This window comes from Rhizobium sp. P40RR-XXII (genome assembly GCF_012641405.1).
Lineage (GTDB): Bacteria > Pseudomonadota > Alphaproteobacteria > Rhizobiales > Rhizobiaceae > Rhizobium.
The window spans coordinates 1-19,261 of sequence record NZ_JABAII010000003.1 but is presented as its reverse complement, the minus strand read 5'-3'; the positions used below and the strand labels follow the sequence as shown (position 1 = coordinate 19,261).

Here is a 19,261-nt window from a genome sequence, read left to right as displayed (position 1 = left end):
GATCAGGAATTGGTACCCGGCAGGCTGTAGGCCTGTTGGAAATAACGGCGGAAGGCAACCATCGGCGGGCTGAATTCGACGTTGGCGCGCCAGGCCAGTCCGACATCCATGGGCGGAACCGGATCCTGGATGTTCGCGGTCTCGATGCGCCGCCCCTCGAGCGACCAGGGACGGTGGACCATATCCGAGAGGATGGCGACGCCGAGGCCGTTCGCCACCATCGATCTGACGGCCTCAATCGAACTGGTCCTCAAGAGAACCTTCGGCTGATAGGAGCTTCGGCTCCAGTATCGCAAGGAGGAATGGGCTGCCTCATCGACCGTCAGCATGATGTAGGGCTCTTCGGCGATCTCGCGCAGGCCGATGCCGTCGCGGCGCTGCAGGTCGTGACCCGCTGGAAGCCAGAGGCGTCTGACCGAGCTCAAAAGCGTTTCGGTCGCCAGCATCGGATTGAGGATGTTCGAGGTCAGCAGCACCGAAATGTCGTAGCGATTGCTGAGCAGGCCTTCCTCGATCGATTCGCGATTGACCTCGTAGAGCTGGATTTTCAGCTTCGGATAAAGGCGGCGGATACGCTCGATGTGAAGCGGCAGGAAATAGCCGATGACGGTATAGGTCGCGGCGACGACAAGCTCTCCCTCGATATCGCTGCTGACGAGATTGAGATGGGTCGCCTCGTCGACCTTGGCCAGAATTTCATAGGCGTGAGACAGGAATTGCCGGCCGGCCGTGGTCAGTTCCATCCCTTGAGGCGTGCGATTGAACAGCGATACGCCGACCGTCAATTCGAGATCCTTGATCGCCGCGGTGACGGCGGATTGTGAGATCGACAGGTTGACGGCCGCCTGCGAGATCTGCCCGTATTCGGCCGTTGCAACGAAATAGCGAAGCTGCCGCAGGCTCAGGCTCATGATGCCTCCCATCTGTTTATCTGAAAACTGCTCCATGGAATCAGATTTTGCGGATCTAAAACGAGCGAGTTTTTGACTTAACTTTGCGCATGATATCTATCTTATTGATAATTATATATAATTAGTGACGCCATTTTGAGCGCTAATATCAATTTATCAGATAATGATGCTTTGAAAATTGTATTTTTCAAACGACGCCTTTCTCTCTAGCGTCTTCATATCGCTCCTGATTGAGCGCACATATCTGAGGGAATGCATGAAGGAAGCTGTCGACATCAACTGCGACATGGGGGAGGCCTTCGGCCGATGGCGGATCGGCGATGCGCAAGACGAAGAGCTCATTTCGCTCGTCAGTTCGGCCAATATCGCCACCGGCTTTCACGCCGGCGATCCCAATCTGATGGATGAGACCGTGCGGATGGCGGCGGCTCACGGGGTCGGCGTCGGGGCTCATCCCGGCTACAACGATCTCCAGGGCTTCGGGCGGCGCAAGATCAATGGCACCAGCCGCGAGATCGTCAACGATCTGATCTATCAGGTCGGTGCGCTGCGGGAGTTCGCCAGACGTCATGGCGTGCCCGTCCAGCACGTGAAGCCGCACGGCGCCCTCTATATGGAACTCGCAGCGAACACGGATCTTTCGCAGATATTCATTCAATATATGCGCACGGCGGCGCCGAACATGTTTGTCTTCTGCATGGACGGCTCGGCGACCTGCCTTGCCGCTGAGGAGGCCGGCCAGCCTGTCGTCCGCGAATTCTACGCCGATCGCGACTATGGCGATACGGGCTGGATCGTCTTTACCAGGGATGCGGGTCGTCCCGATCCCAAGGCAATTGCGCGCAAGGTGATCAGGGCCTGCACGGACGGTGTCGTGCGCACCGTCAATGGCGCCGATATTCCGATCGCCTTCGATTCCATCTGTTTTCATTCCGATACTTTGGGTGCGCTCGATATCGTGCGCCATATGCGCGAGGCCCTGGTTGCCGAGGGCATAAAAATTGCACCCGTTTCGCAGATTTTGAACAGCGACGCAGCGCGGAGGTCCCATGAGCAAGCTTGAGATCAGATCACCCCTTCCGGGAACCTTCTACAGGGCCTCCTCTCCGGACACGCCGCCCTTCAAGGCTGATGGCGATGCCGTCGCCGCAAGTGATACGATCGGCCTCATCGAGGTCATGAAGACCTTCCAGCAGATCCCGGCCGGGCTCGACGGCAAGAACATCACCTTCCTCGTCGACAATGAAGAGCCCGTCATGGCCGGCCAGATCATCGCGGAGGTGGAGCCATGACCATCCGTTCGGTTCTGGTTGCCAATCGCGGCGAGATCGCCGTCAGGATCATAAAGGCTGCCAAGGCGCTTGGCATTCGCACGGTGCAGGTCCATAGCGCGGCGGATTCCGAGATGCTTGCGGTGAAACTGGCCGATGAGGCGATCAATATCGGCTCGCCGGCTCCGAAGAAATCCTACCTGAATATTGAAGCCATCGTCTCGGCGGCGCGTTCGGCCGGCGTGGATGCGGTTCATCCGGGATATGGGTTTCTGTCTGAAAATGGCGATTTTGCCGATGCCGTCGAGGCCGCGGGCATGATCTTCATCGGACCGAGTGGCAAGGCTATCCGATTGCTGGGCGACAAGGTGGCGGCGCGGGCGATTGCGGCACGCGCTGGCGTACCGACGGTGCCTGGAAGCGATGGCCGCGTGGCCGATATCGGAGCTGCCGAGGTGATCGCGGAGCGCACTGGTTTTCCTGTCATGATCAAGGCAGCAGCGGGCGGCGGTGGACGTGGCATTCGCATCGTTCAGTCGCTGGCCGAGCTTAGGGAGCAATTTCCGCTCGCCTCGGCGGAGGCGACCGCCGCTTTTGGAGATGGCGGCCTTTACATGGAGAAGGTCATTACCCGCGCCCGACATATCGAGGTGCAGATCTTTGGTGACGGACAGAATTTCGTGCATTGCTTCGAGCGTGAATGCTCTTTGCAGCGCCGCCGCCAGAAGGTGTGGGAGGAAGCGCAAGCCTTCCTGCTGCCCGATGACGTCAGGCAGCGCCTCTGCGCCAGCGCCGTGGCACTTGCCGCCGAGGTCGGTTATCGCGGCGCGGGCACGGTCGAATATCTTTACGATGAGGATAACAGGCGGTTCTATTTCATCGAGGTGAATACCCGCATCCAGGTCGAACATCCGGTCACCGAGATGATTACCGGCATCGATCTGGTGCAGGAGATGTTCAAGGTCGCGGGTGGCGCTCCCCTGTCGCTGTCGCAGTCCGATATTCGGGTACGTGGTCATGCCATTGAGTGCCGGATCAATGCCGAGGACCCGGTCAAGGGCTTTCTGCCGGCGCCAGGCACCGTGACGAGACTGTCCATTCCGGAAGGCGACGGCATCCGTTTCGATACGATGCTTTGTGCCGGTTACACCGTACCGCCCTTCTATGACTCCCTGCTAGGCAAGCTGATCGTCTGGGCCGAGGATCGCAACACCTGTCTCGACAGGCTGGCCAGCGCCCTTTCCAATCTGACGATCGAGGGATTGCCGACGACGATCCCCCTGCATCTGGCGCTCGTCCGGGACCCGTCGGTGCGAAAGGGCGCATTCCATACGCGTTTTCTCGAATCCTGGCTGGAGACCGATTTTGCGGCGGTTGACGGCATATCAGTGGAGGTTGCCTGATGCCCGCTCGCTTTACGTTTGGAGGTGACGAGCATCTCTTTGTCGAATGCAGCGACGAGATGTCCCTCGAAGCCTTCTTCAAGAGCCTGTCGATGGCTAAGGGCGTGCGTGAGAGCGCCATCAGGGGCGTCACCGAAATCTGCCCCGCCAATGCTTCCTTCCAGATCAAGTTCAATCCGGATCTGATCAAGCCGGACGATCTCCTGCGCGAGGTCAGGGCAATCGAGGGAGCGGCTGAAAGGGCAGAGCCCGTCATTACGACCCGTATCGTCGAAATCCCGGTCTTCTACAACGACCCGTGGACCCATGAGACGCTGATGCGCTTCCGCGAACGGCATCAGGAGCCGTCGGGCACCGATCTCGATTATGCCGCCAGGATCAACGGCTACGGGGCGGTGAAGGATTTCATATCGGCCCATGCCGGATCGCCATGGTTCGTCTCCATGGTCGGCTTCGTCGCCGGACTGCCGTTCATGTATCAGATGGTGGAGCGGCAACGGCAGATCGAGGTGCCGAAATATCTGCGCCCGCGAACCGATACGCCGCGGCTGACTGTGGGACACGGCGGCTGCTTCGGATGCATCTATTCGGTGCGCGGGGCGGGCGGCTATCAGATGTTCGGCATCACGCCGATGCCGATCTTCGACCCCACGCAAACGACGAGCTATCTCCGTGATTTCATGGTGTTCTTCCGTCCCGGCGACATCGTGAAATTCCGGCCTATCGATCGCGACGGCTACGACCAGGCGGTCGAGGATGTCGACAAGGGACGCTTTGCTCCGCCGATCCGCGAGGTCAAATTCGATCTTAGGCAATACCAGGCCGATATTGACGGTTACAACACCAGGCTGGAGGGCGCGCTATATGGCCATTAAGGTTCTTCATCACGGCCTTTCGACCACAATTCAGGACCTCGGACGACCCGGCTATTTCCATCTCGGCATTCCGGTTGGCGGCGCCATGGATCGCTATGCCATGCGGGCGGCAAATCTTCTTGTCGGCAATGATGAGGCGGCCGCCGGGCTCGAGGCCGTCTTCATGGGGCCGAAGCTCGAATTTCTCGATGATGCGCTGATTGCGGTTGCCGGCGCCGACATGTCCGTCAGGATCGACGGTGAGCTGCAGCCGGGCTGGACGGCCCTCAAGGTCAAGGCGGGGCAGACCGCAAGCTTCGACTTCCTGAAATCCGGGGCGCGGATCTGCATCGCCGTGTCGGGGGGCATCGATGTTCCGCAAGCGCTCGGCAGCCGGTCGACCTATGCGATCGGTGCGCTCGGCGGTTTCAACGGCAGACCGATCGCCGCCGGGGACGAACTTCCCGTCGGTTCCGGCTCCCTGAATAGCGTGGGCCGATCCGTTGCCGAAGAGCTTCGCCGCAAGCCCGGCACGCCGGCGGAGCTCAGGGTCTTGCCAGGGCTCTATTGGGATCGGTTGACCGAGGAGACGAAGAGCAATTTCTTTGCCGACCAGTGGAAAGTAGCGCGGGAGGCCGATCGCATGGGGTATCGCTTCCGCGGCGGCCGAAAGCTCGAATTCGTCGAGCGCAAGCAGCCTTTCGGCGCGGGCTCGGACCCCTCCAATATCGTCGACAGCTGCTATCCCTATGGTTCGATCCAGGTGCCGGGTGGGACCGAGCCGATTATCCTGCATCGCGACGCCGTCTCCGGCGGCGGTTACTTCATGCTGGGAACAGTGATCTCGGCCGACATGGATCTGATCGCGCAATTGCAGCCGCATACGCCGACGCAGTTCGTGGAGGTTAGCATGGATCAGGCGCTGGCGGCGCGCGCGGACCGGCAGGCCTTGCTTGCGCGCCTCCGTGCGGCTCTGGCGTAAAGGGCCAAACGGATGGTCGCCTTCTCGCTCTCTCGCTTCCGGAAGAGATGGCATACGGCGAAAACCGCCTGGATCTCACTCGAGAACGCGGGTCAGGTAGGCGGCCGTCACGCCGGGACCGGGGATGATCGCGACGATCTTCATTTGCGCGATCGTTCGGTCGACGGAGGCTTCGAGATGGTTCTCCATCATCGCCGCCGCCGCCTTGACCGCACCCCGCAGCAGCAGCTCCGCGATCAGGCGGAGCTCTGTGATGATGGCGGGATCGCCGGGCAGGCCGAGGCGCCGCAGCAATCGTTCCGTCGCCGTCACCGGCAGCAGGTTGTTGCGGATGGATTCCTTCAGCCGCTCGTTCGGCGTCGCAAGGATGCAGATCTCGATGAAATCCGCCTGGATGGATTCCAGGGCCGCGAGGTGATCGGCCGGTTCGTGCCGCTCGAGATTGGTAAGGCGCAGAAACAGGTCGTTCAACCGTTCGCGGTCAACCCGGCTTGCTCCGGCAACCAGCGCCTGCGGTTCCAGCATTCCGCGCAGGCCGTAATGATCCTTGATCATCTGCGCCGTCAGCGGGCCGGCAATCCAGTGGGACGACTGGTTCTTGCGCACAAGCCCGCGTTCGCGCAGGCGGGTCAACACATCGCGCACGACGGTGCGGCTGACATTGAAGTGGTCGGCAAGCTCGATCTCGATGATACGGTACTGGCCGAAGACGACACAGCCGGCGACATCCGCCTCGACGGTATTGTAGATGCGCTCCCAGGAGGAGCGGCTCTGCAAAGCCTCGTCCGCATGGCGTGGTATAGTCAGCCCAAGCGTCTTGATGTCGATGCGGTTCGGCTCGATGCCGTGTCCGGCAGGCCCGACGAGGTAGCCGCGCCCGTTGAAGCGATGCACCAGCCCTTCGCTTTCCAGCGTCAGCAGCGCCCTCTGCACCGGGGCGCGCGAAATCTGCAGGATATCCGCGATCGGACCTTCGAGCAGCACCACGCCCGGCGGCAGCGTGCTGTCTTCGATGTTGCCGCGCAGAACATCCTCGGCGATCTCGTAGCGCTTTTGCGCATTGGGGCGCGCACGGTTTTCGGTCATCTGATCCAAAGGACTCACGTCGTTCCGATGCCTCACTCTTACGCGTTTTGTCGCACCAACATAGCGCAAAAATAAATGATTATTGAATACAAAATATATTTTCTATCTGCGATTTTGATGGTCGTTACGGCGATGTGCGCGAGCGAGTAGAGCCGCGAGACGTATTTTTGTGGAATGCTTTTCGAACGTGAGTGCCGCGAAGGTGCGCTTGTGGTAAGGTTTCTGTCGTCAAATTTGCACATGAGTTGAAATCACGCCAACCCTCTCAATCTTATCGTTAAGCGCCTCACGATCATTTGTCATTTTCAAATCGACTTCTCAAAAAAAGCCTATTGAATACAAAAATCATTTATGCAATGCTCTCATCATGAAGGCGCTCGTCAGAAGCGCCGTAGGTGGAACTCTTTGAAACGCCAAGGAACATCTCTTTGACGCGCATGTAATCATGCGCGAACGCAGACCGACGTCTGGTGTCCGGATCGATGCGATCTCGGCTGTAGCGGCGCTTTGCCTGAAGGATGGTCCTTGCCTTGAAACTGGTGGGAAATCGGTGTCGACCGTTCTTCAGCTCAGCCAAGTCACCAAGTCCTATGCGTCAGCGGCGCTGGACAGGATAGATTTCTCTCTGCCCGACAATGCCTATATCTCGCTGCTCGGGCCGAGCGGCTCCGGCAAGACGACGCTGCTGCGCGTCATTGCCGGCTTCGAGGAGCCGGATACCGGCTCGATCCTCTTTCATGGCAAGCGTCTTGACGGCGTCGAGCCGCATGATCGCGGCATCGGTTTCGTCTTTCAGAATTTCGCTCTGTTCCCACATCTTTCCGTCGCCGAAAACGTCGCCTTCGGCCTGCGCAACCGCAAGGTCGATCCCGTAACGGATGCCCGTGCCTTGGCAAAGAGGGTTCAGGACATGCTGTCGCTGGTCGGCCTCAAGGGGTTTGACGATCGTGCCGTCACGCAGATCTCGGGCGGCCAGCGGCAGCGCGTCGCCCTGGCGCGCACTCTGGTGACGGAGCCGAAGATGGTGCTGCTGGACGAGCCGCTCGGCGCGCTCGATGCCAATCTGCGTGGTCGCATGCGAAGCGAACTCAAGATCATCCGCGAGCGCTGCGGCGTGACCTTCCTGCACGTCACTGGCAGCGAGAGCGAAGCCCTGGCAATGGGAGATCTGGTGCTCGTGCTCGATCACGGCCGCATCGCGCAGGCCGCCGCCTCGGATGTCATCTATAATCGTCCCGCCACCGCGGCTGTCGCCCGCTTTCTCAATTGCTACAATCTCTTTGCCGGCAATGTCGTCGAGGATACGTTCGTCGGACAGGCAGGCCGCTTTCCCCTGAATGGGTCGCGCAGGAAGGCGCCGCAGCCGGCTTACGCGATCCGCTACGACCGTATTTCGATCCGCACCCGCGATGCGGCGCTCTCGAATGACGAGGTCCGCATCGAGGGTGATTTCATCGCCAGCGAATATTCCGGAGCGGCAGTCAATTCCTTCTTTGCGCTCGATGACGGCCACGTCTTCGAAGTCGAGTCCCATCTGAGCCATGCCCGCCCGCCGGCCTTTGTCGAAAAGGATCGCTATGCGCTCGTCTGGAAGAAGGAGGATGCCCTTGTCTTCGGTTGATGTGGGGTATTCGGCTGATGTGAGCCCTTCGAAACCTTTCCCCGGCCCCTCCAAGGAGAGCGAGAAATGACCATGGTTGCGACAAGCGAGGAAGCCGTCCAGGAAGACGCGGCCGTGCGCCGGAGATCGGCCAAGACATTCTGGCTTCTGGCGCCGGGCATGATCTGGATGGTCGCCTTCCTCGTCCTGCCGATGCTGATGATGGTCTATGTTTCCTTCTGGACGCAGACGACCTTCAAGATCGAACCGACGCTGACGTTGCAGAGTTGGATCACCTTCCTGACGAGCGCCACCTATCTCGGTGCGCTCTGGACGACGATCCGCATCTGGTTGCTGGTGCTGGTATCGACGCTTGTCGTCGGCTATCCGGCAGCACTCTTCGTCGGGCTGCTCATCAAGAACAAGACGCTGCAGACCGTGTTGCTCGTACTCTGCGTCATCCCGTTCTGGACCTCCTTCCTGATCCGCGTGCTTGCCTGGCGGCCGATGCTCGGCACCGAGGGCGCTATCAACATGATCCTGATGAATCTGGGCGTTATTCGGCAGCCGATCGAGGTACTGCTGTTTTCCGAGCTGTCCGTCATCATCGGCATGACGCAGATCTACTGCGTCTTCATGGTCGGGCCGATCGCCTTCATGATGGGCCGCATCGACGCTTCGGTCATCGAGGCGGCCCAGGATCTCGGCGCGGGCTTCTGGCGCATCTTCCGCACGATCATCCTGCCGCTTTCCATGCCGGGCGTGGTGGTCGGCGCAATCTTCGTCTCCGTCATGGTTCTTGGTGAATTCGCAACGTCTGCTGCCCTGTCCGGCCGCAAGGTCAATCTGCTCGGCAATATCATCGTCACCCAGGTCGGCTCGCTGAAATGGGCCTTTGCCGCGGTCGCCGGCGTTGTGCTCACGATCATCATGGGTGCTGTTGTCGCAGCCCTGCTCAAGGTCGTCGACCTCAGAAAGGAGCTCTGATCATGAATGCTGGTGGCATCAAGCTCGGCCTGGGTGTGTACACGACCCTCTTTCTGATCTTCCTCTACGGCCCGCTCGCGGTCCTGGCGATCCTGTCGTTCCAGACCGGTCCGGAGGGTGGTCCGCAATTCCCGATCATCGAATGGTCGACCTATTGGTATCGGCATCTCTTTGGCCTGACGCCGCCGTCGCGCATCGCGCCGCTGCCGATCGACCAGGCGCTGATCCGCTCGCTCTTTCTGGCGCTGATGACCATGATCGTCTCGACTGTGCTCGGCGTCATGTCCGCTCAGGCCTTTCGCCGCAAGTTCCGCGGTTCGGGCGTGGCCTTCTATCTGATCGTTCTCGGCATGATGGTGCCGGGCGTGCTCGTCGGTCTCGGCATGGCGCTTGTCGCCAACGCCTTCGGCATCGACCGGCACTGGTGGAGCACCGCCTTCGTCCTGCATGTCGTCTACACCTTCCCCTTCGCCTTCCTCGTCATGCTTGCCATCTTCAACAGGTTCGATCCGAGCATGGAGGAGGCCTCCTGGTCGCTCGGCGTCACGCCGGCGCGTACCTTCCGCAAGGTCACGTTCCCGCTGATCTTTCCGGGCGTGCTTTCGGCCATGCTCTTCGCTTTCACGCTCTCCTATGACGAGTTCTCACGCACCCTGTTTGCTTCCGGCCGAGAACTGACACTGCCTCTGGCCATCTATGGCACCTTCTCCGTCGAGGTGCATCCGAACGTCTTTGCCTTCGGGGTGCTGACCACGCTCTTCTCCTTCGCGCTTCTCGGCACCTACGCGATCCTGATGGGCCTGTCGGTCAGGCGCGCTAAGCGCGTCCGCATTCAGGAGGACGCATGATGGCTGAGAAGACTTCTGCCCCGATCTCCGCCATTGTCACCGGCGCCGGCTCCGGTATCGGCCGTGCCATTGCGCTGCGCCTTGCCGCCGACGGCTATGCGGTTCTGGTCAATGACCTCTCGGGTGAGCGCGCCAAGTCTGTTGCCTCGGAAATTATCAACGCGGGCCGAGCGGCGGCCGCGGTCGCCGGTGATGTGGCGCGGCCGGAGGATGTGGCGGCGATCCATGCGGCTGCCAAGGCCTCGCACGGCGACGTCGCCCTTCTCGTCAACAATGCCGGCATTGCGCATCAGGCAGCATTCGAAAACCTCGAGCTTGAGGATTTCGACCGGATGTTCGCCGTGCACGTGCGCGGCACCTTCCTGATGACCAAGGCTGTCATGCCGGCAATGCTTCAACGCGGCGAGGGCGTCGTCGTCAACGTCGCCTCCCAGCTCGGCCAGATCGGCGGCATCGAGCTGGTTCATTATTCCGGCGCCAAGGCCGCGATCATCGGCATGACCAAGGCGCTTGCCCGCGAGGTCTCAAGTCGCGGCGTGCGCGTCAATGCCGTGGCGCCGGGACCGATCAATACGCCGCTGGTGCTCGGTCTTTCCGAGGAATGGCGCGAACGCAAGAAGCGCGAATTGCCGCTTGGCCGCTTTGGCGAACCGGAAGAGGTGGCCGCGACCGTGGCGTTCCTGGCGTCGCCGGCCGCGAGCCTTTTCGTCGGCCAGACGCTCGGGCCGAATTCCGGCGATGTGATGCTCTGAGGGAGACAAGCAGATGGACAGTTTAGAAAAGCGGGTGGTCATCGTCACAGGCGCGGGCATCGGCATCGGCCAGGCGGCCGCGGAAGCTTTTGCCGCGCTCGGCGATCATGTCGTCGTCACCGACATTCTCGAAAGGGAAGGCGAGCAGACGGTTCGCGACATTCTCGCCGCCGGCGGCTCGGCAGAGTTTCACCGTTACGACGTGCGCTCGACGGAGGCCGCGAACCAGCTCGTCGCCGATGTCGAAGCGCGCTTCGGCAAGATCGACGTCATCGTCGCCAATGCCGGTATCGCCCATCGCACGCCCCTCGACAAGCTCACCGATGACAAGTGGGACCTGACCATGGATGTCGATCTGAAGGGCATCTTCAAGCTGGTGCGTGCTACCGTACCCGGGATGCGCGCCCGCAGATCCGGAAGCATTGTTGCGCTCTCCTCGATCATGGGCGTCGCCTATGGTTGGGACGAGCATGTCCATTATTCGGCGGCGAAATCCGGTGTCGTCGGACTGGTGCGCGGGCTCGCCGTCGAACTGGCGAAGGATGGCATCAGGGTCAACGGCATTGCGCCGGGCTATATCCGCACGGCCCAACTTCTTTCGGAAGAGAATTCGCTCGGCCCCGCAGGCGCGGAAAAGGCCGCCGAATTCATTCCGATGGGCCGGCTGGGTGAGCCGGAAGACATCGCCGACGTGATCGCATTCCTCGCGTCAAACGGCGCGAGATACATGACCGGCCAGGTTCTGGTCGTGGATGGTGGCCTCCTTGTGGGGCGGTACTGATCGTCATCGGCCGGCAATGGCCGGGCACAGGGCGATAAAGCAATGAAGCAGGCCCAACCAAGGGCTCAGGGAACAGCAATCAGCACTGGAGAACATAAGATGTCCAAAATGGAATTGAACAGACGCTCTTTGTTGAAGCGTTCGGCCGGCGTCATGGCGCTGGCGATCGGCGGCGGCACGCCCTTCCTGTCGTCGCGGGCGGTCTACGCTCAGGCTGCCAATCTCGCCAAGGAGCAACTGCGCACCATCGGCCTATCGGTCACCGTCCAGGAACGTATCCTCGACGAATTCCGCAAGGTGAGCGGCGTCGGGCAAACCTCCGGCACGGCGGCGACCTTTCCGGACGCGCAGACCAAGATCCTTTCCGGTTCCAAGGATTACGATTGCTGGGAGATCATCGGCGAGCGCCTGCCGTCGATCGTCATGACCAACAATGTCGAGCCGGTTCCGGCCGCTTCCCTGAAGAACTGGGCCAATATCCGCGATACCTTTACCACGCCCTCCGACAAATGGGGGCCTAAGCAGCAGATCGTCGGCCAGATCTGGGCCGATGATGCCAAGACCACGCTGAACATGGTGCCGGCCGTCTATAACTACGATTCCATTGGCTACAATCCGGACGTGCTGTCGGCCGAGGAAGCCAATACGTGGTCGGCGATTTTCGATCCCAAGTTCAAGGGCAAGTCCGGCCTCAACACCGACCCTCTGATCGCTTTCGGCCAGGCGATCATGGCGATGAACACGCTGGGGCTGTCGAACGTCAAGAATCCCGGCAATCCGAGCACGGCCGAAATCGACGAAGCGGCCAAGTTCCTGGTTTCCAAGAAGAAGGATGGGCAGTTCCGCGCGCTGTGGGGCGATTTCGGCGAACTGGTCAACTTGATGGCATCGGGCGAAATGGTCGTTTGCGATGCCTGGCAGCCGGCCGTCATGGCGGTCAAGGCCCAGGGCAAGGCGTGCAAATATGCCGTGCCGAAGGAAGGTTATCGCGGCTGGGCGATCGGCCCGTCGATGATCGCCGGCACGCCGAACAAGGAAGCCGTGATCGCCTATGCCGATTACTGGCTCTCCGGCGAGCCCGGCATCACGGTTTCCGAGCAGGGCTATTATTCGCCGTCGACAAATATCCAGAAGGTCATGGCGCCGGACAAATATGCCTTCTGGTACGAGGGCAAGCCATGGGTCGGCGCCTCTGAGCGCGGCATCAAGGAAGGGGACCTGCGCGATGGCGGCTCGCTGGCGGAGCGCGCCAAGAACGTTGCCTACTGGCACCAGTGGCCGGATGAATACGACCATCTCGTTCAGAAATGGGATGAATTCCTCAATGCCTGATCCGATGGCTGCTGCCGGCCATCCTATGCCGCGCGGGGAGGCGATGTCCGCCTCCTCGTCCACGCCCGGAGATCTCTCATGATATATGATTTGGAACTTATCGATGTCGGCAAGGTCTATGACAATGGCACGCCCGCCGTCATCGACTTCAATCTTTCGATCAGGAAGGGCGAGTTCATCGCCTTCCTTGGCCCATCGGGCTGCGGTAAAACGACGACGCTTCGCATGATCGCCGGCTTCGAAAGCATTTCCTCCGGCGACATGATGATCAAGGGCGAGCGCATGAACGACGTGCGGCCGCAGAAGCGGCCGACATCGATGATCTTCCAGAACTATGCGCTGTTTCCACATATGACCGTCCGGCGGAATGTCGGATATGGTCTTGAGGTCAAGGGCATGGCGAAGGCCGAGCGGGATGCGCGGGTCGATCGTATCCTCGCGACACTTGGGCTGGAGGACATTGCCGAGCGCAAGCCGGACAAGCTTTCCGGTGGCCAGCGTCAGCGCATAGCGCTTGCCCGCGGGCTGGTGGTCGAGCCGGATGTGCTGCTTCTGGACGAGCCGCTGGGCGCGCTCGACGCCAATCTGCGCAAGGCGATCCAGAACGAGCTCAAATTGCTGCAGAAGAAGCTCGGCGTGACCTTCGTGTTCGTTACGCATGCCCAGTCCGAGGCGCTGGCGCTGTCCGACCGCATCGTCGTCATGAACCAGGGCAGGGTGGAGCAGATCAGCCCGCCGCATCAGCTCTATACGCGCCCCAATACGCCTTTCGTGGCGCAGTTCATCGGCCGCAATACCCTCTTCGAGGGCGAGGTCGCCGGCACTGAGGCCGAGAGCATATTCGTCTCGACCGCGTTTGGCATGTTGTCGGGCCGTGCCAATGGCGGCCTTTCCAGCAAGGTCAATATCGTCATCCCTTCGGAGGCGATCGAAGTTCACGCTGCAGGCGGACCGGTGCGCGAGAATCTCGCCGGAGCCTTTGGCGGCAATGTGGTCGGCGCACGTGTCGAGCGTTTCGACGTGGTCGGCCACATCTCGCAGATCGGCATCAGCCTGCCCGACGGCCGAGGCCTGGCCCTTGAAGCGCATGTCGACAAATACCGGCCCGGCGCCTTTCCGATAGGCGCCGAGGTCATGCTTAGCTGGGATCCGGCCGACGCGACCGTCATCCCGGCTCACTGATTACAGAAAACTTAAATTGAAGGAGGTCATTCCATGGCAAAGGAAATCTTGTGCAGTTTTGGTGTCGACGTCGATGCCGTGGCCGGCTGGCTCGGCTCTTACGGCGGCGAGGATTCGCCCGATGATATCTCGAGAGGGCTCTTTGCCGGCGAAGTCGGCAGCTTGCGGCTGGTGAAGCTGTTCGAGCGTTTCGGCATCAAGACGACATGGTTCATTCCCGGCCACTCGATCGAGACCTTCCCGGAGCAGATGCAGGCCGTGGCCGATGCGGGCCATGAAATCGGCATCCACGGTTACAGCCACGAAAATCCGATCGCCATGACGCGCGAGCAGGAGACCGAGATCCTCGACAAGTGCATCGAGCTGGTGACCAAGCTCTCAGGCAAGCGTCCGACCGGCTATGTCGCGCCGTGGTGGGAATTCTCCAATGTGACCAACGAGCTGCTTTTGGAGCGCGGCATCAAGTACGATCACTCGCTGATGCATAATGACTTCACGCCCTATTATGTGCGTGTCGGCGACAGCTGGACGAAGATCGACTATTCGCGCAAGCCGTCGGACTGGATGGTGCCGCTGAAGCGCGGCCAGGAGACCGATCTGATCGAAATTCCGGCATCCTGGTATCTCGACGATCTGCCGCCGATGATGTTCATCAAGAAATCCCCGAACAGCCATGGCTTCGTCAATCCGCATCACATCGAGCAGATGTGGCGTGATCAGTTCGACTGGGTCTATCGCGAGATGGATTATGCCGTCTTCCCGATCACCATCCATCCCGATGTCGCCGGCCGCCCGCAGGTGCTGATGATGCTCGAGCGGCTCTATGCGCACATGATCAGGCATCCCGGCGTGAAGTTCGTGACGATGAACGAGATCGCCGACGATTTCGCCGCGCGCTTTCCGCGCAAGAAATAGCCGGCTAGGCTGGGGCACGAGGAGCATCAATTCGGAAGGAGATGATTGCCATGTGTTCACTGTGCGGCGTGCTCGGCGGCAATGAGCACTGGACGGATGCCGCGGCACGACCGGGCGTCTTCACACGCAACCACGCCAGCCCCGACCGGCGGCGCGAGCGTGCCGAGCGGGTGCGTGCAGCCAACGCGATGCTCTCGGGCTTCGGCCTTGTCCTGTCCGACTGGCAGGGTGCATCCTTCGTGCTGTCGACGCGAACGGGCAGGAGCGAGATCATCGAGGATCTCGGTCATCTCTGGCCGGCGGCCGAAAGGCTCGTCGGCCGGTCCTGCGATCCGCTCGACGTTACTTTCATCGCCAGGATGGAGGCACGGCATGTCGATTGAAGCGAGCGGCTTTCTGCCGATCAACCTTTTGACGGGCTTTCTCGGCTCCGGCAAGACGACGCTGCTCAAGCGCATCCTGGCGGATCCCGCCTTTGCCGATACGGCGGTGCTCATCAATGAATTCGGCGAGATCGGGCTTGACCACGATCTCGTCGAAAGCGTCGACGGCGAGATGGTGTTGCTGCGCTCCGGATGCGTTTGCTGTACGGTGCGCGGCGAACTTGCCGCCGCGCTCAAGGAACTCTATTCCCGTCGCGAGCGTGGGCTGGTGCCGCCGTTCCGGCGCGTCATCATAGAAAGCACGGGTCTTGCCGATCCTTTCCCGGTACTGTCGACCATCAAGGCCGATCCCGTGCTCCGGCATCACTTCTGCGCCGGCAACGTGATCACGACGGTCGATGCGGTAAACGGGCTGCATCAGCTCGACACCTATATCGAATCGAACAGGCAGGCCGCGGTCGCGGACCGTTTGATTGTGACCAAGACCGATCTTGAAGCAGGCTGCGAGGGACAGGCCCTTCGGGCTCGCCTTCGAACGCTCAATCCTGACGCCCCGATCCTGACAGCGGCCGACCCGGATCTCGATCTCTCCCCGCTCGTCGCCGTCCGAGACGGTTTCTCGTCAAGCGGCAGTCTGTCGCACAGCGGCTTCTACTGCGAAGAGCCGATGCAGCTCGTCTTATCGGATGGCACGCCGCATCAGGCCGCCATTTCCTCGATTTCGTTCCGCGTCGACCAGCCCGTCGACTGGACGGCTTTCGGGCTCTGGCTAACCATGCTGCTCAATCGGCATGGCGATCGCGTGCTGCGCGTGAAAGGCATACTCAATCTCAGCGGCGAAGAGCGTCCGGTCGCCGTCCATGGCGTCCAGCATCTGGTTCACACACCGGTGCATATGGACAGGTGGCCTTCGAAAGATCGTACGTCGCGTCTGGTCTTTATTCTGGATGGGCTCGATGGCGCTCTATTGAAACGGTCTTTCGAAGCCTTCACACTGGCGTGCATGCCGTCCGCTGCACCCTCTTTGACAGCCGCGGCGCAATGAGACAACCGGTCCGTATATGAACAAGCACCAATCCGTTGCAAGAAACCTATCCGCTCCCGCATTGCATCTGGCGGGACGTCCGCGCTTGCGTGTTCTCGGCACCGCGATCTCGCTGCTGGAGGAGCTGCGCCTGCGCGCGCAGGAAGATCTCGGCATCGATGTGACATTCGACAACAACGACTTCCTGACGACGCAGTACAAGGCGGCGCGCGAGCCGGAAACCTACGATATCTACGATCAATGCTTTCATAATCTCGATATCGTCTGGCATTGGCGCGCGATCCAACCGGTGGACACCCAGCGCATAGTGCTTTGGGACGAGGTCAACGATCTGACGAAGACCGGCCATATCGGCCCCAACCCCAGAATGGGGCTTGGCGACGTGCCGGCGCGCAAGCTCTTCGTTCAGCCCAACCTCGCCCTCGGCGACACGCCATCGCGCTTCATCTCCATGCTGCCGACCACACATAATTTCGACAGCTTCGCCTATCGCACCGATCTGGCACCGAATGGCGTCGGCATGCATTCCTGGGGCGCGCTTTTCGATGAACGCTGGGCGGGCAGAGTGGCGCTGGTGGACGAGCCTGCGATCGGCATCTTCGATGCTGCGCTGGGCGCACAGGCTGCCGGTCTCATGTCGTTCGACGATATCGGCAACATGTCCATTCAGGAGATCGATCAGCTGATCGATCTCCTGGAGGAACGCAAGAAGGCCGGCTTCTTCAGAGATTTCTGGAAAACCGCCGAGGATGCAGCGCGGCTGATGATCGCCGGCGAGACTAGCGTTCAGAGCATGTGGTCACCCGGCATCGGTATCCTGAATTCCAGGGGTGTGCCGGTCGAGCAGGCCGTCCCCGCGGAAGGCTACCGAGCCTGGCATGGCGGCTTGTGTCTTTCGAAACATCTAAGTGGCCGCCTCCTTGATGTCGCCTATGACTATCTGAACTGGTGGATATCAGGATGGCCGGGCGCCGTCGTCGCGCGGCAGGGCTATTACATTTCGACGCCGCAACGCTCGCGTCAGTTCATGACGCAGGCGGAATGGGATTATTGGTACGAGGGCGCCGCCGCGACCGAGGACCTGCCCGGCCCGGATGGGCAGACACGGATCAGAAACGGCTCGGCGCGTAGCGGCGGCTCCTATTGGCAGCGCGCCAATTGCATTGCCGTCTGGAATACGACAATGGATGAGCACAATTATCTGGTGCGCCGCTGGATGCAGCTTGTCGGCGGCAGGGGAGAGCAGGGTCAATGACACAGACACATCTCGGCAAGTCGATCGCGCAATTGTCGGTGCTGATCCAGTCCGGCAGCCTCGATCCGGTCGCGCTGATCGAGGAAAGCCTTGATGCGATCCGGACCCATAAGGATCAGGCGATCTTCACGCGGCTGCTGGAGGGGCGTGCGAAAGAGGAGGCGGCTGCTTCGTCGAGACGGTTGCGCGAGGGGCGTTCGCGCGGGTTGCTGGAGGGCATTCCGGTCGCCTGGAAGGATCTCTTCGCCATCGCTGGCCTGCCGACGACGGCCGGATCGGTCGTACTTAGGGATGCCGAGCCTTCGCAGGACGATGCCGATGTCGTCAAGGCGTTGAAGGCGGCGGGCATGATTGCCGTCGGCCGGGTCAATATGAGCGAATTCGCCTTTTCCGGCCTCGGCCTCAATCCGCATTACGGCACGCCGCTCAATCCGCTGGCTTCTGACGTCGAGCGCATTCCGGGCGGTTCGTCTTCCGGTTCCGCCGTCGCCGTCGCGGCGGGTCTCGCGCCGGTCTCGATCGGCACCGATACCGGTGGCTCGGTGCGCATACCCTCAGCCTTCAACGGTCTTGTCGGCTACAAGGCAAGCCGCGGCCGTTACAGCATGGCCGGCGTCTTTCCGCTGGCAAGCAGCCTCGACTCGCTTGGGCCTTTGTGCCGCAGCGTTCAGGATGCCATCTGGGTCGATGCCGCGATGCGCGGCCGTTTCGTGCCCGAGGTCGAGCCTGCCTATCCCGCCGGGCTTTCCATCGTCGTGCCGACGAACGTCGTCATGGACAATGCCGAGGATGGTGTCGTTGCGGCTTTCGAGGCGGCGCTTGCGCGCTTGAGTGCCGCCGGCGTCAGGATACGGCGGGCGGCTTTTCCTGCCTTCGAAAAGCTGTTTGACCTGATGGCTAAGAATGGGCCGCTGGCAACAGCCGAGGCTTTCGCCTTGCATCACTGCCGGCTGGCGGGACCGGAGGCGGAAATGATGGATCGGCGTGTCGTGGCGCGCACGCGCCTGGGCGAGAACATCACTTTGGTCGGTTACCTGGACACGCTCAAGGTACGCGAGCAGTTGATCAGGGAGGCCGACGCGTCGCTTGGGCCGAACGAATTCATCGCCTATCCGACGGTCGCCCATGTTGCGCCCGCGCTCGCGCCGCTGGAAGCCGATGACGAGCTGTTCGCGAAGGTCAATGGCAGGACGCTGCGCAATACCTTGATCGGCAACTTCCTTGATTGGTGCGGCGTATCCCTGCCTTGCGGCACGGGCGATGCCGGCATGCCCGTCGGCTTCCTGCTGTCGGCCCCGAAGAACCGGGATGAACGGCTGCTGGGGGTAGCGAAGGCGCTCGAAGAGATCATTGCGGGCTAGAGCGGTTCAGCTTTTCACGGAATCGCAGAGCCGCTCTATCTCTTTGTTTTCTCGCAATTCCTGACGGAAAACCGCTGCGCACTTTACCTGGAATTGCTCTAGAGCACGCTTCGATTTCTCAGAATCGCAGGTTCGCAAATCAGCTGAGATATGATTCTCTGTTCCTACCGGGAAAGGACGGTCGGCAGGGATGACCCAACCATATTCCGAAGATCTTCGCGAACGGGCGATGGCGCGCTTGAATGCCGGAGAAACGATACGATCGATCGCAGCAGCACTTGCGATCGCTCCCTCGTGTGTTTCGAAGTGGAAG

The 19,261-nt window shown here is 60.9% G+C and carries 20 protein-coding genes; 17 read left to right on the top strand and 3 right to left on the bottom strand.

The window, feature by feature from the left end:
* Nucleotides 1-2: 2 nt before the first annotated feature.
* On the bottom strand, nucleotides 3-911 hold the full coding sequence (locus tag HGP16_RS06520) for a LysR family transcriptional regulator (protein WP_168839204.1): 909 nt from the start codon (nucleotides 909-911) through the stop codon (nucleotides 3-5).
* A 256-nt stretch (nucleotides 912-1,167) separates the two neighbouring features.
* Here HGP16_RS06520 and HGP16_RS06515 point away from each other — a divergent pair, with 256 nt between their 5' ends.
* Genes HGP16_RS06515 through HGP16_RS06495 form a run of 5 tightly spaced genes read left to right on the top strand, consistent with a single transcriptional unit; the run spans nucleotide 1,168 to nucleotide 5,421 of the window.
* Nucleotides 1,168-1,974: a 5-oxoprolinase subunit PxpA gene (locus tag HGP16_RS06515; protein WP_168839203.1), complete on the top strand. Its 807-nt coding sequence runs from the start codon at nucleotides 1,168-1,170 to the stop codon at nucleotides 1,972-1,974.
* Nucleotides 1,961-2,203, top strand: coding sequence for an acetyl-CoA carboxylase (locus HGP16_RS06510; RefSeq protein WP_168839202.1), 243 nt, complete (start codon nucleotides 1,961-1,963; stop codon nucleotides 2,201-2,203). The genes HGP16_RS06515 and HGP16_RS06510 overlap by 14 nt, the downstream gene beginning before the upstream one ends.
* Nucleotides 2,200-3,585 (top strand): acetyl-CoA carboxylase biotin carboxylase subunit, encoded by a 1,386-nt coding sequence (locus HGP16_RS06505; protein ID WP_168839201.1) that lies wholly within the window; start codon nucleotides 2,200-2,202, stop codon nucleotides 3,583-3,585. The genes HGP16_RS06510 and HGP16_RS06505 overlap by 4 nt, the downstream gene beginning before the upstream one ends.
* On the top strand, nucleotides 3,585-4,460 hold the full coding sequence (locus HGP16_RS06500; protein WP_168839200.1) for a 5-oxoprolinase subunit B family protein: 876 nt from the start codon (nucleotides 3,585-3,587) through the stop codon (nucleotides 4,458-4,460). The genes HGP16_RS06505 and HGP16_RS06500 overlap by 1 nt, the downstream gene beginning before the upstream one ends.
* The gene (locus HGP16_RS06495; RefSeq protein ID WP_168839199.1) at nucleotides 4,450-5,421 is read left to right on the top strand and encodes a biotin-dependent carboxyltransferase family protein; all 972 of its coding nucleotides are present in this window, start codon (nucleotides 4,450-4,452) and stop codon (nucleotides 5,419-5,421) included. The genes HGP16_RS06500 and HGP16_RS06495 overlap by 11 nt, the downstream gene beginning before the upstream one ends.
* A gap of 75 nt (nucleotides 5,422-5,496) precedes the next feature.
* Here HGP16_RS06495 and HGP16_RS06490 read toward each other — a convergent pair whose 3' ends face one another.
* Nucleotides 5,497-6,507: a GntR family transcriptional regulator gene (locus HGP16_RS06490; RefSeq protein ID WP_168839198.1), complete on the bottom strand. Its 1,011-nt coding sequence runs from the start codon at nucleotides 6,505-6,507 to the stop codon at nucleotides 5,497-5,499.
* Between the two features lie 550 nt (nucleotides 6,508-7,057).
* On the opposite strand from HGP16_RS06490, the gene HGP16_RS06485 reads away from it, so the two are divergent.
* The 12 genes from HGP16_RS06485 (at nucleotide 7,058) to HGP16_RS06430 (ending at nucleotide 18,948) form a co-directional block, all read left to right on the top strand.
* Complete coding sequence (locus tag HGP16_RS06485; RefSeq protein WP_168839636.1) at nucleotides 7,058-8,128, top strand: ABC transporter ATP-binding protein; 1,071 nt, start codon at nucleotides 7,058-7,060, stop codon at nucleotides 8,126-8,128.
* 66 nt (nucleotides 8,129-8,194) lie between these two features.
* Nucleotides 8,195-9,094, top strand: coding sequence for an ABC transporter permease (locus HGP16_RS06480; RefSeq protein WP_168839197.1), 900 nt, complete (start codon nucleotides 8,195-8,197; stop codon nucleotides 9,092-9,094).
* Nucleotides 9,095-9,096: 2 nt separating this feature from the next.
* The gene (locus HGP16_RS06475) at nucleotides 9,097-9,942 is read left to right on the top strand and encodes an ABC transporter permease (protein WP_113350768.1); all 846 of its coding nucleotides are present in this window, start codon (nucleotides 9,097-9,099) and stop codon (nucleotides 9,940-9,942) included.
* Nucleotides 9,942-10,694 (top strand): SDR family NAD(P)-dependent oxidoreductase, encoded by a 753-nt coding sequence (locus HGP16_RS06470; protein WP_168839196.1) that lies wholly within the window; start codon nucleotides 9,942-9,944, stop codon nucleotides 10,692-10,694. The genes HGP16_RS06475 and HGP16_RS06470 overlap by 1 nt, the downstream gene beginning before the upstream one ends.
* A 13-nt stretch (nucleotides 10,695-10,707) precedes the next feature.
* Nucleotides 10,708-11,475, top strand: a complete 768-nt coding sequence (locus HGP16_RS06465; protein ID WP_168839195.1) for an SDR family NAD(P)-dependent oxidoreductase — start codon at nucleotides 10,708-10,710, stop codon at nucleotides 11,473-11,475.
* Nucleotides 11,476-11,574: 99 nt separating this feature from the next.
* Complete coding sequence (locus HGP16_RS06460; protein WP_168839194.1) at nucleotides 11,575-12,807, top strand: PotD/PotF family extracellular solute-binding protein; 1,233 nt, start codon at nucleotides 11,575-11,577, stop codon at nucleotides 12,805-12,807.
* 78 nt (nucleotides 12,808-12,885) lie between these two features.
* Complete coding sequence (locus tag HGP16_RS06455; RefSeq protein WP_168839193.1) at nucleotides 12,886-13,989, top strand: ABC transporter ATP-binding protein; 1,104 nt, start codon at nucleotides 12,886-12,888, stop codon at nucleotides 13,987-13,989.
* 33 nt (nucleotides 13,990-14,022) lie between these two features.
* Complete coding sequence (locus HGP16_RS06450; protein ID WP_168839192.1) at nucleotides 14,023-14,904, top strand: polysaccharide deacetylase family protein; 882 nt, start codon at nucleotides 14,023-14,025, stop codon at nucleotides 14,902-14,904.
* Between the two features lie 50 nt (nucleotides 14,905-14,954).
* Nucleotides 14,955-15,287: a hypothetical protein gene (locus HGP16_RS06445; protein WP_168839191.1), complete on the top strand. Its 333-nt coding sequence runs from the start codon at nucleotides 14,955-14,957 to the stop codon at nucleotides 15,285-15,287.
* Nucleotides 15,277-16,332: a GTP-binding protein gene (locus HGP16_RS06440; RefSeq protein ID WP_168839190.1), complete on the top strand. Its 1,056-nt coding sequence runs from the start codon at nucleotides 15,277-15,279 to the stop codon at nucleotides 16,330-16,332. Before HGP16_RS06445 ends, HGP16_RS06440 begins: the two co-directional genes overlap by 11 nt.
* Nucleotides 16,333-16,348: 16 nt before the next feature.
* A complete protein-coding gene (locus tag HGP16_RS06435) occupies nucleotides 16,349-17,587 on the top strand; it encodes a PotD/PotF family extracellular solute-binding protein (RefSeq protein WP_168839189.1) in 1,239 nt (412 codons plus the stop codon).
* The gene (locus tag HGP16_RS06430) at nucleotides 17,584-18,948 is read left to right on the top strand and encodes an amidase (RefSeq protein WP_168839188.1); all 1,365 of its coding nucleotides are present in this window, start codon (nucleotides 17,584-17,586) and stop codon (nucleotides 18,946-18,948) included. The genes HGP16_RS06435 and HGP16_RS06430 overlap by 4 nt, the downstream gene beginning before the upstream one ends.
* Nucleotides 18,949-18,954: 6 nt before the next feature.
* Here the strand turns inward: HGP16_RS06430 and HGP16_RS33750 are convergent.
* Nucleotides 18,955-19,261: hypothetical protein (locus HGP16_RS33750; protein ID WP_246705498.1), on the bottom strand; the 307-nt coding region annotated here is incomplete at its 5' end.

Coding starts and splice junctions, on each gene's coding strand:
- HGP16_RS06515 (WP_168839203.1), top strand. CDS start 1,168: ATGAAGGAAGCTGTCGACATCAACTGCGACATGGGGGAGGCCTTCGGC.
- HGP16_RS06495 (WP_168839199.1), top strand. CDS start 4,450: ATGGCCATTAAGGTTCTTCATCACGGCCTTTCGACCACAATTCAGGAC.
- HGP16_RS06475 (WP_113350768.1), top strand. CDS start 9,097: ATGAATGCTGGTGGCATCAAGCTCGGCCTGGGTGTGTACACGACCCTC.
- HGP16_RS06520 (WP_168839204.1), bottom strand. CDS start 911: ATGAGCCTGAGCCTGCGGCAGCTTCGCTATTTCGTTGCAACGGCCGAA.
- HGP16_RS06505 (WP_168839201.1), top strand. CDS start 2,200: ATGACCATCCGTTCGGTTCTGGTTGCCAATCGCGGCGAGATCGCCGTC.
- HGP16_RS06450 (WP_168839192.1), top strand. CDS start 14,023: ATGGCAAAGGAAATCTTGTGCAGTTTTGGTGTCGACGTCGATGCCGTG.
- HGP16_RS06430 (WP_168839188.1), top strand. CDS start 17,584: ATGACACAGACACATCTCGGCAAGTCGATCGCGCAATTGTCGGTGCTG.
- HGP16_RS06500 (WP_168839200.1), top strand. CDS start 3,585: ATGCCCGCTCGCTTTACGTTTGGAGGTGACGAGCATCTCTTTGTCGAA.
- HGP16_RS06490 (WP_168839198.1), bottom strand. CDS start 6,507: ATGACCGAAAACCGTGCGCGCCCCAATGCGCAAAAGCGCTACGAGATC.
- HGP16_RS06480 (WP_168839197.1), top strand. CDS start 8,195: ATGACCATGGTTGCGACAAGCGAGGAAGCCGTCCAGGAAGACGCGGCC.
- HGP16_RS06460 (WP_168839194.1), top strand. CDS start 11,575: ATGTCCAAAATGGAATTGAACAGACGCTCTTTGTTGAAGCGTTCGGCC.
- HGP16_RS06435 (WP_168839189.1), top strand. CDS start 16,349: ATGAACAAGCACCAATCCGTTGCAAGAAACCTATCCGCTCCCGCATTG.
- HGP16_RS06455 (WP_168839193.1), top strand. CDS start 12,886: ATGATATATGATTTGGAACTTATCGATGTCGGCAAGGTCTATGACAAT.
- HGP16_RS06470 (WP_168839196.1), top strand. CDS start 9,942: ATGGCTGAGAAGACTTCTGCCCCGATCTCCGCCATTGTCACCGGCGCC.
- HGP16_RS06440 (WP_168839190.1), top strand. CDS start 15,277: ATGTCGATTGAAGCGAGCGGCTTTCTGCCGATCAACCTTTTGACGGGC.
- HGP16_RS06510 (WP_168839202.1), top strand. CDS start 1,961: ATGAGCAAGCTTGAGATCAGATCACCCCTTCCGGGAACCTTCTACAGG.
- HGP16_RS06445 (WP_168839191.1), top strand. CDS start 14,955: ATGTGTTCACTGTGCGGCGTGCTCGGCGGCAATGAGCACTGGACGGAT.
- HGP16_RS06465 (WP_168839195.1), top strand. CDS start 10,708: ATGGACAGTTTAGAAAAGCGGGTGGTCATCGTCACAGGCGCGGGCATC.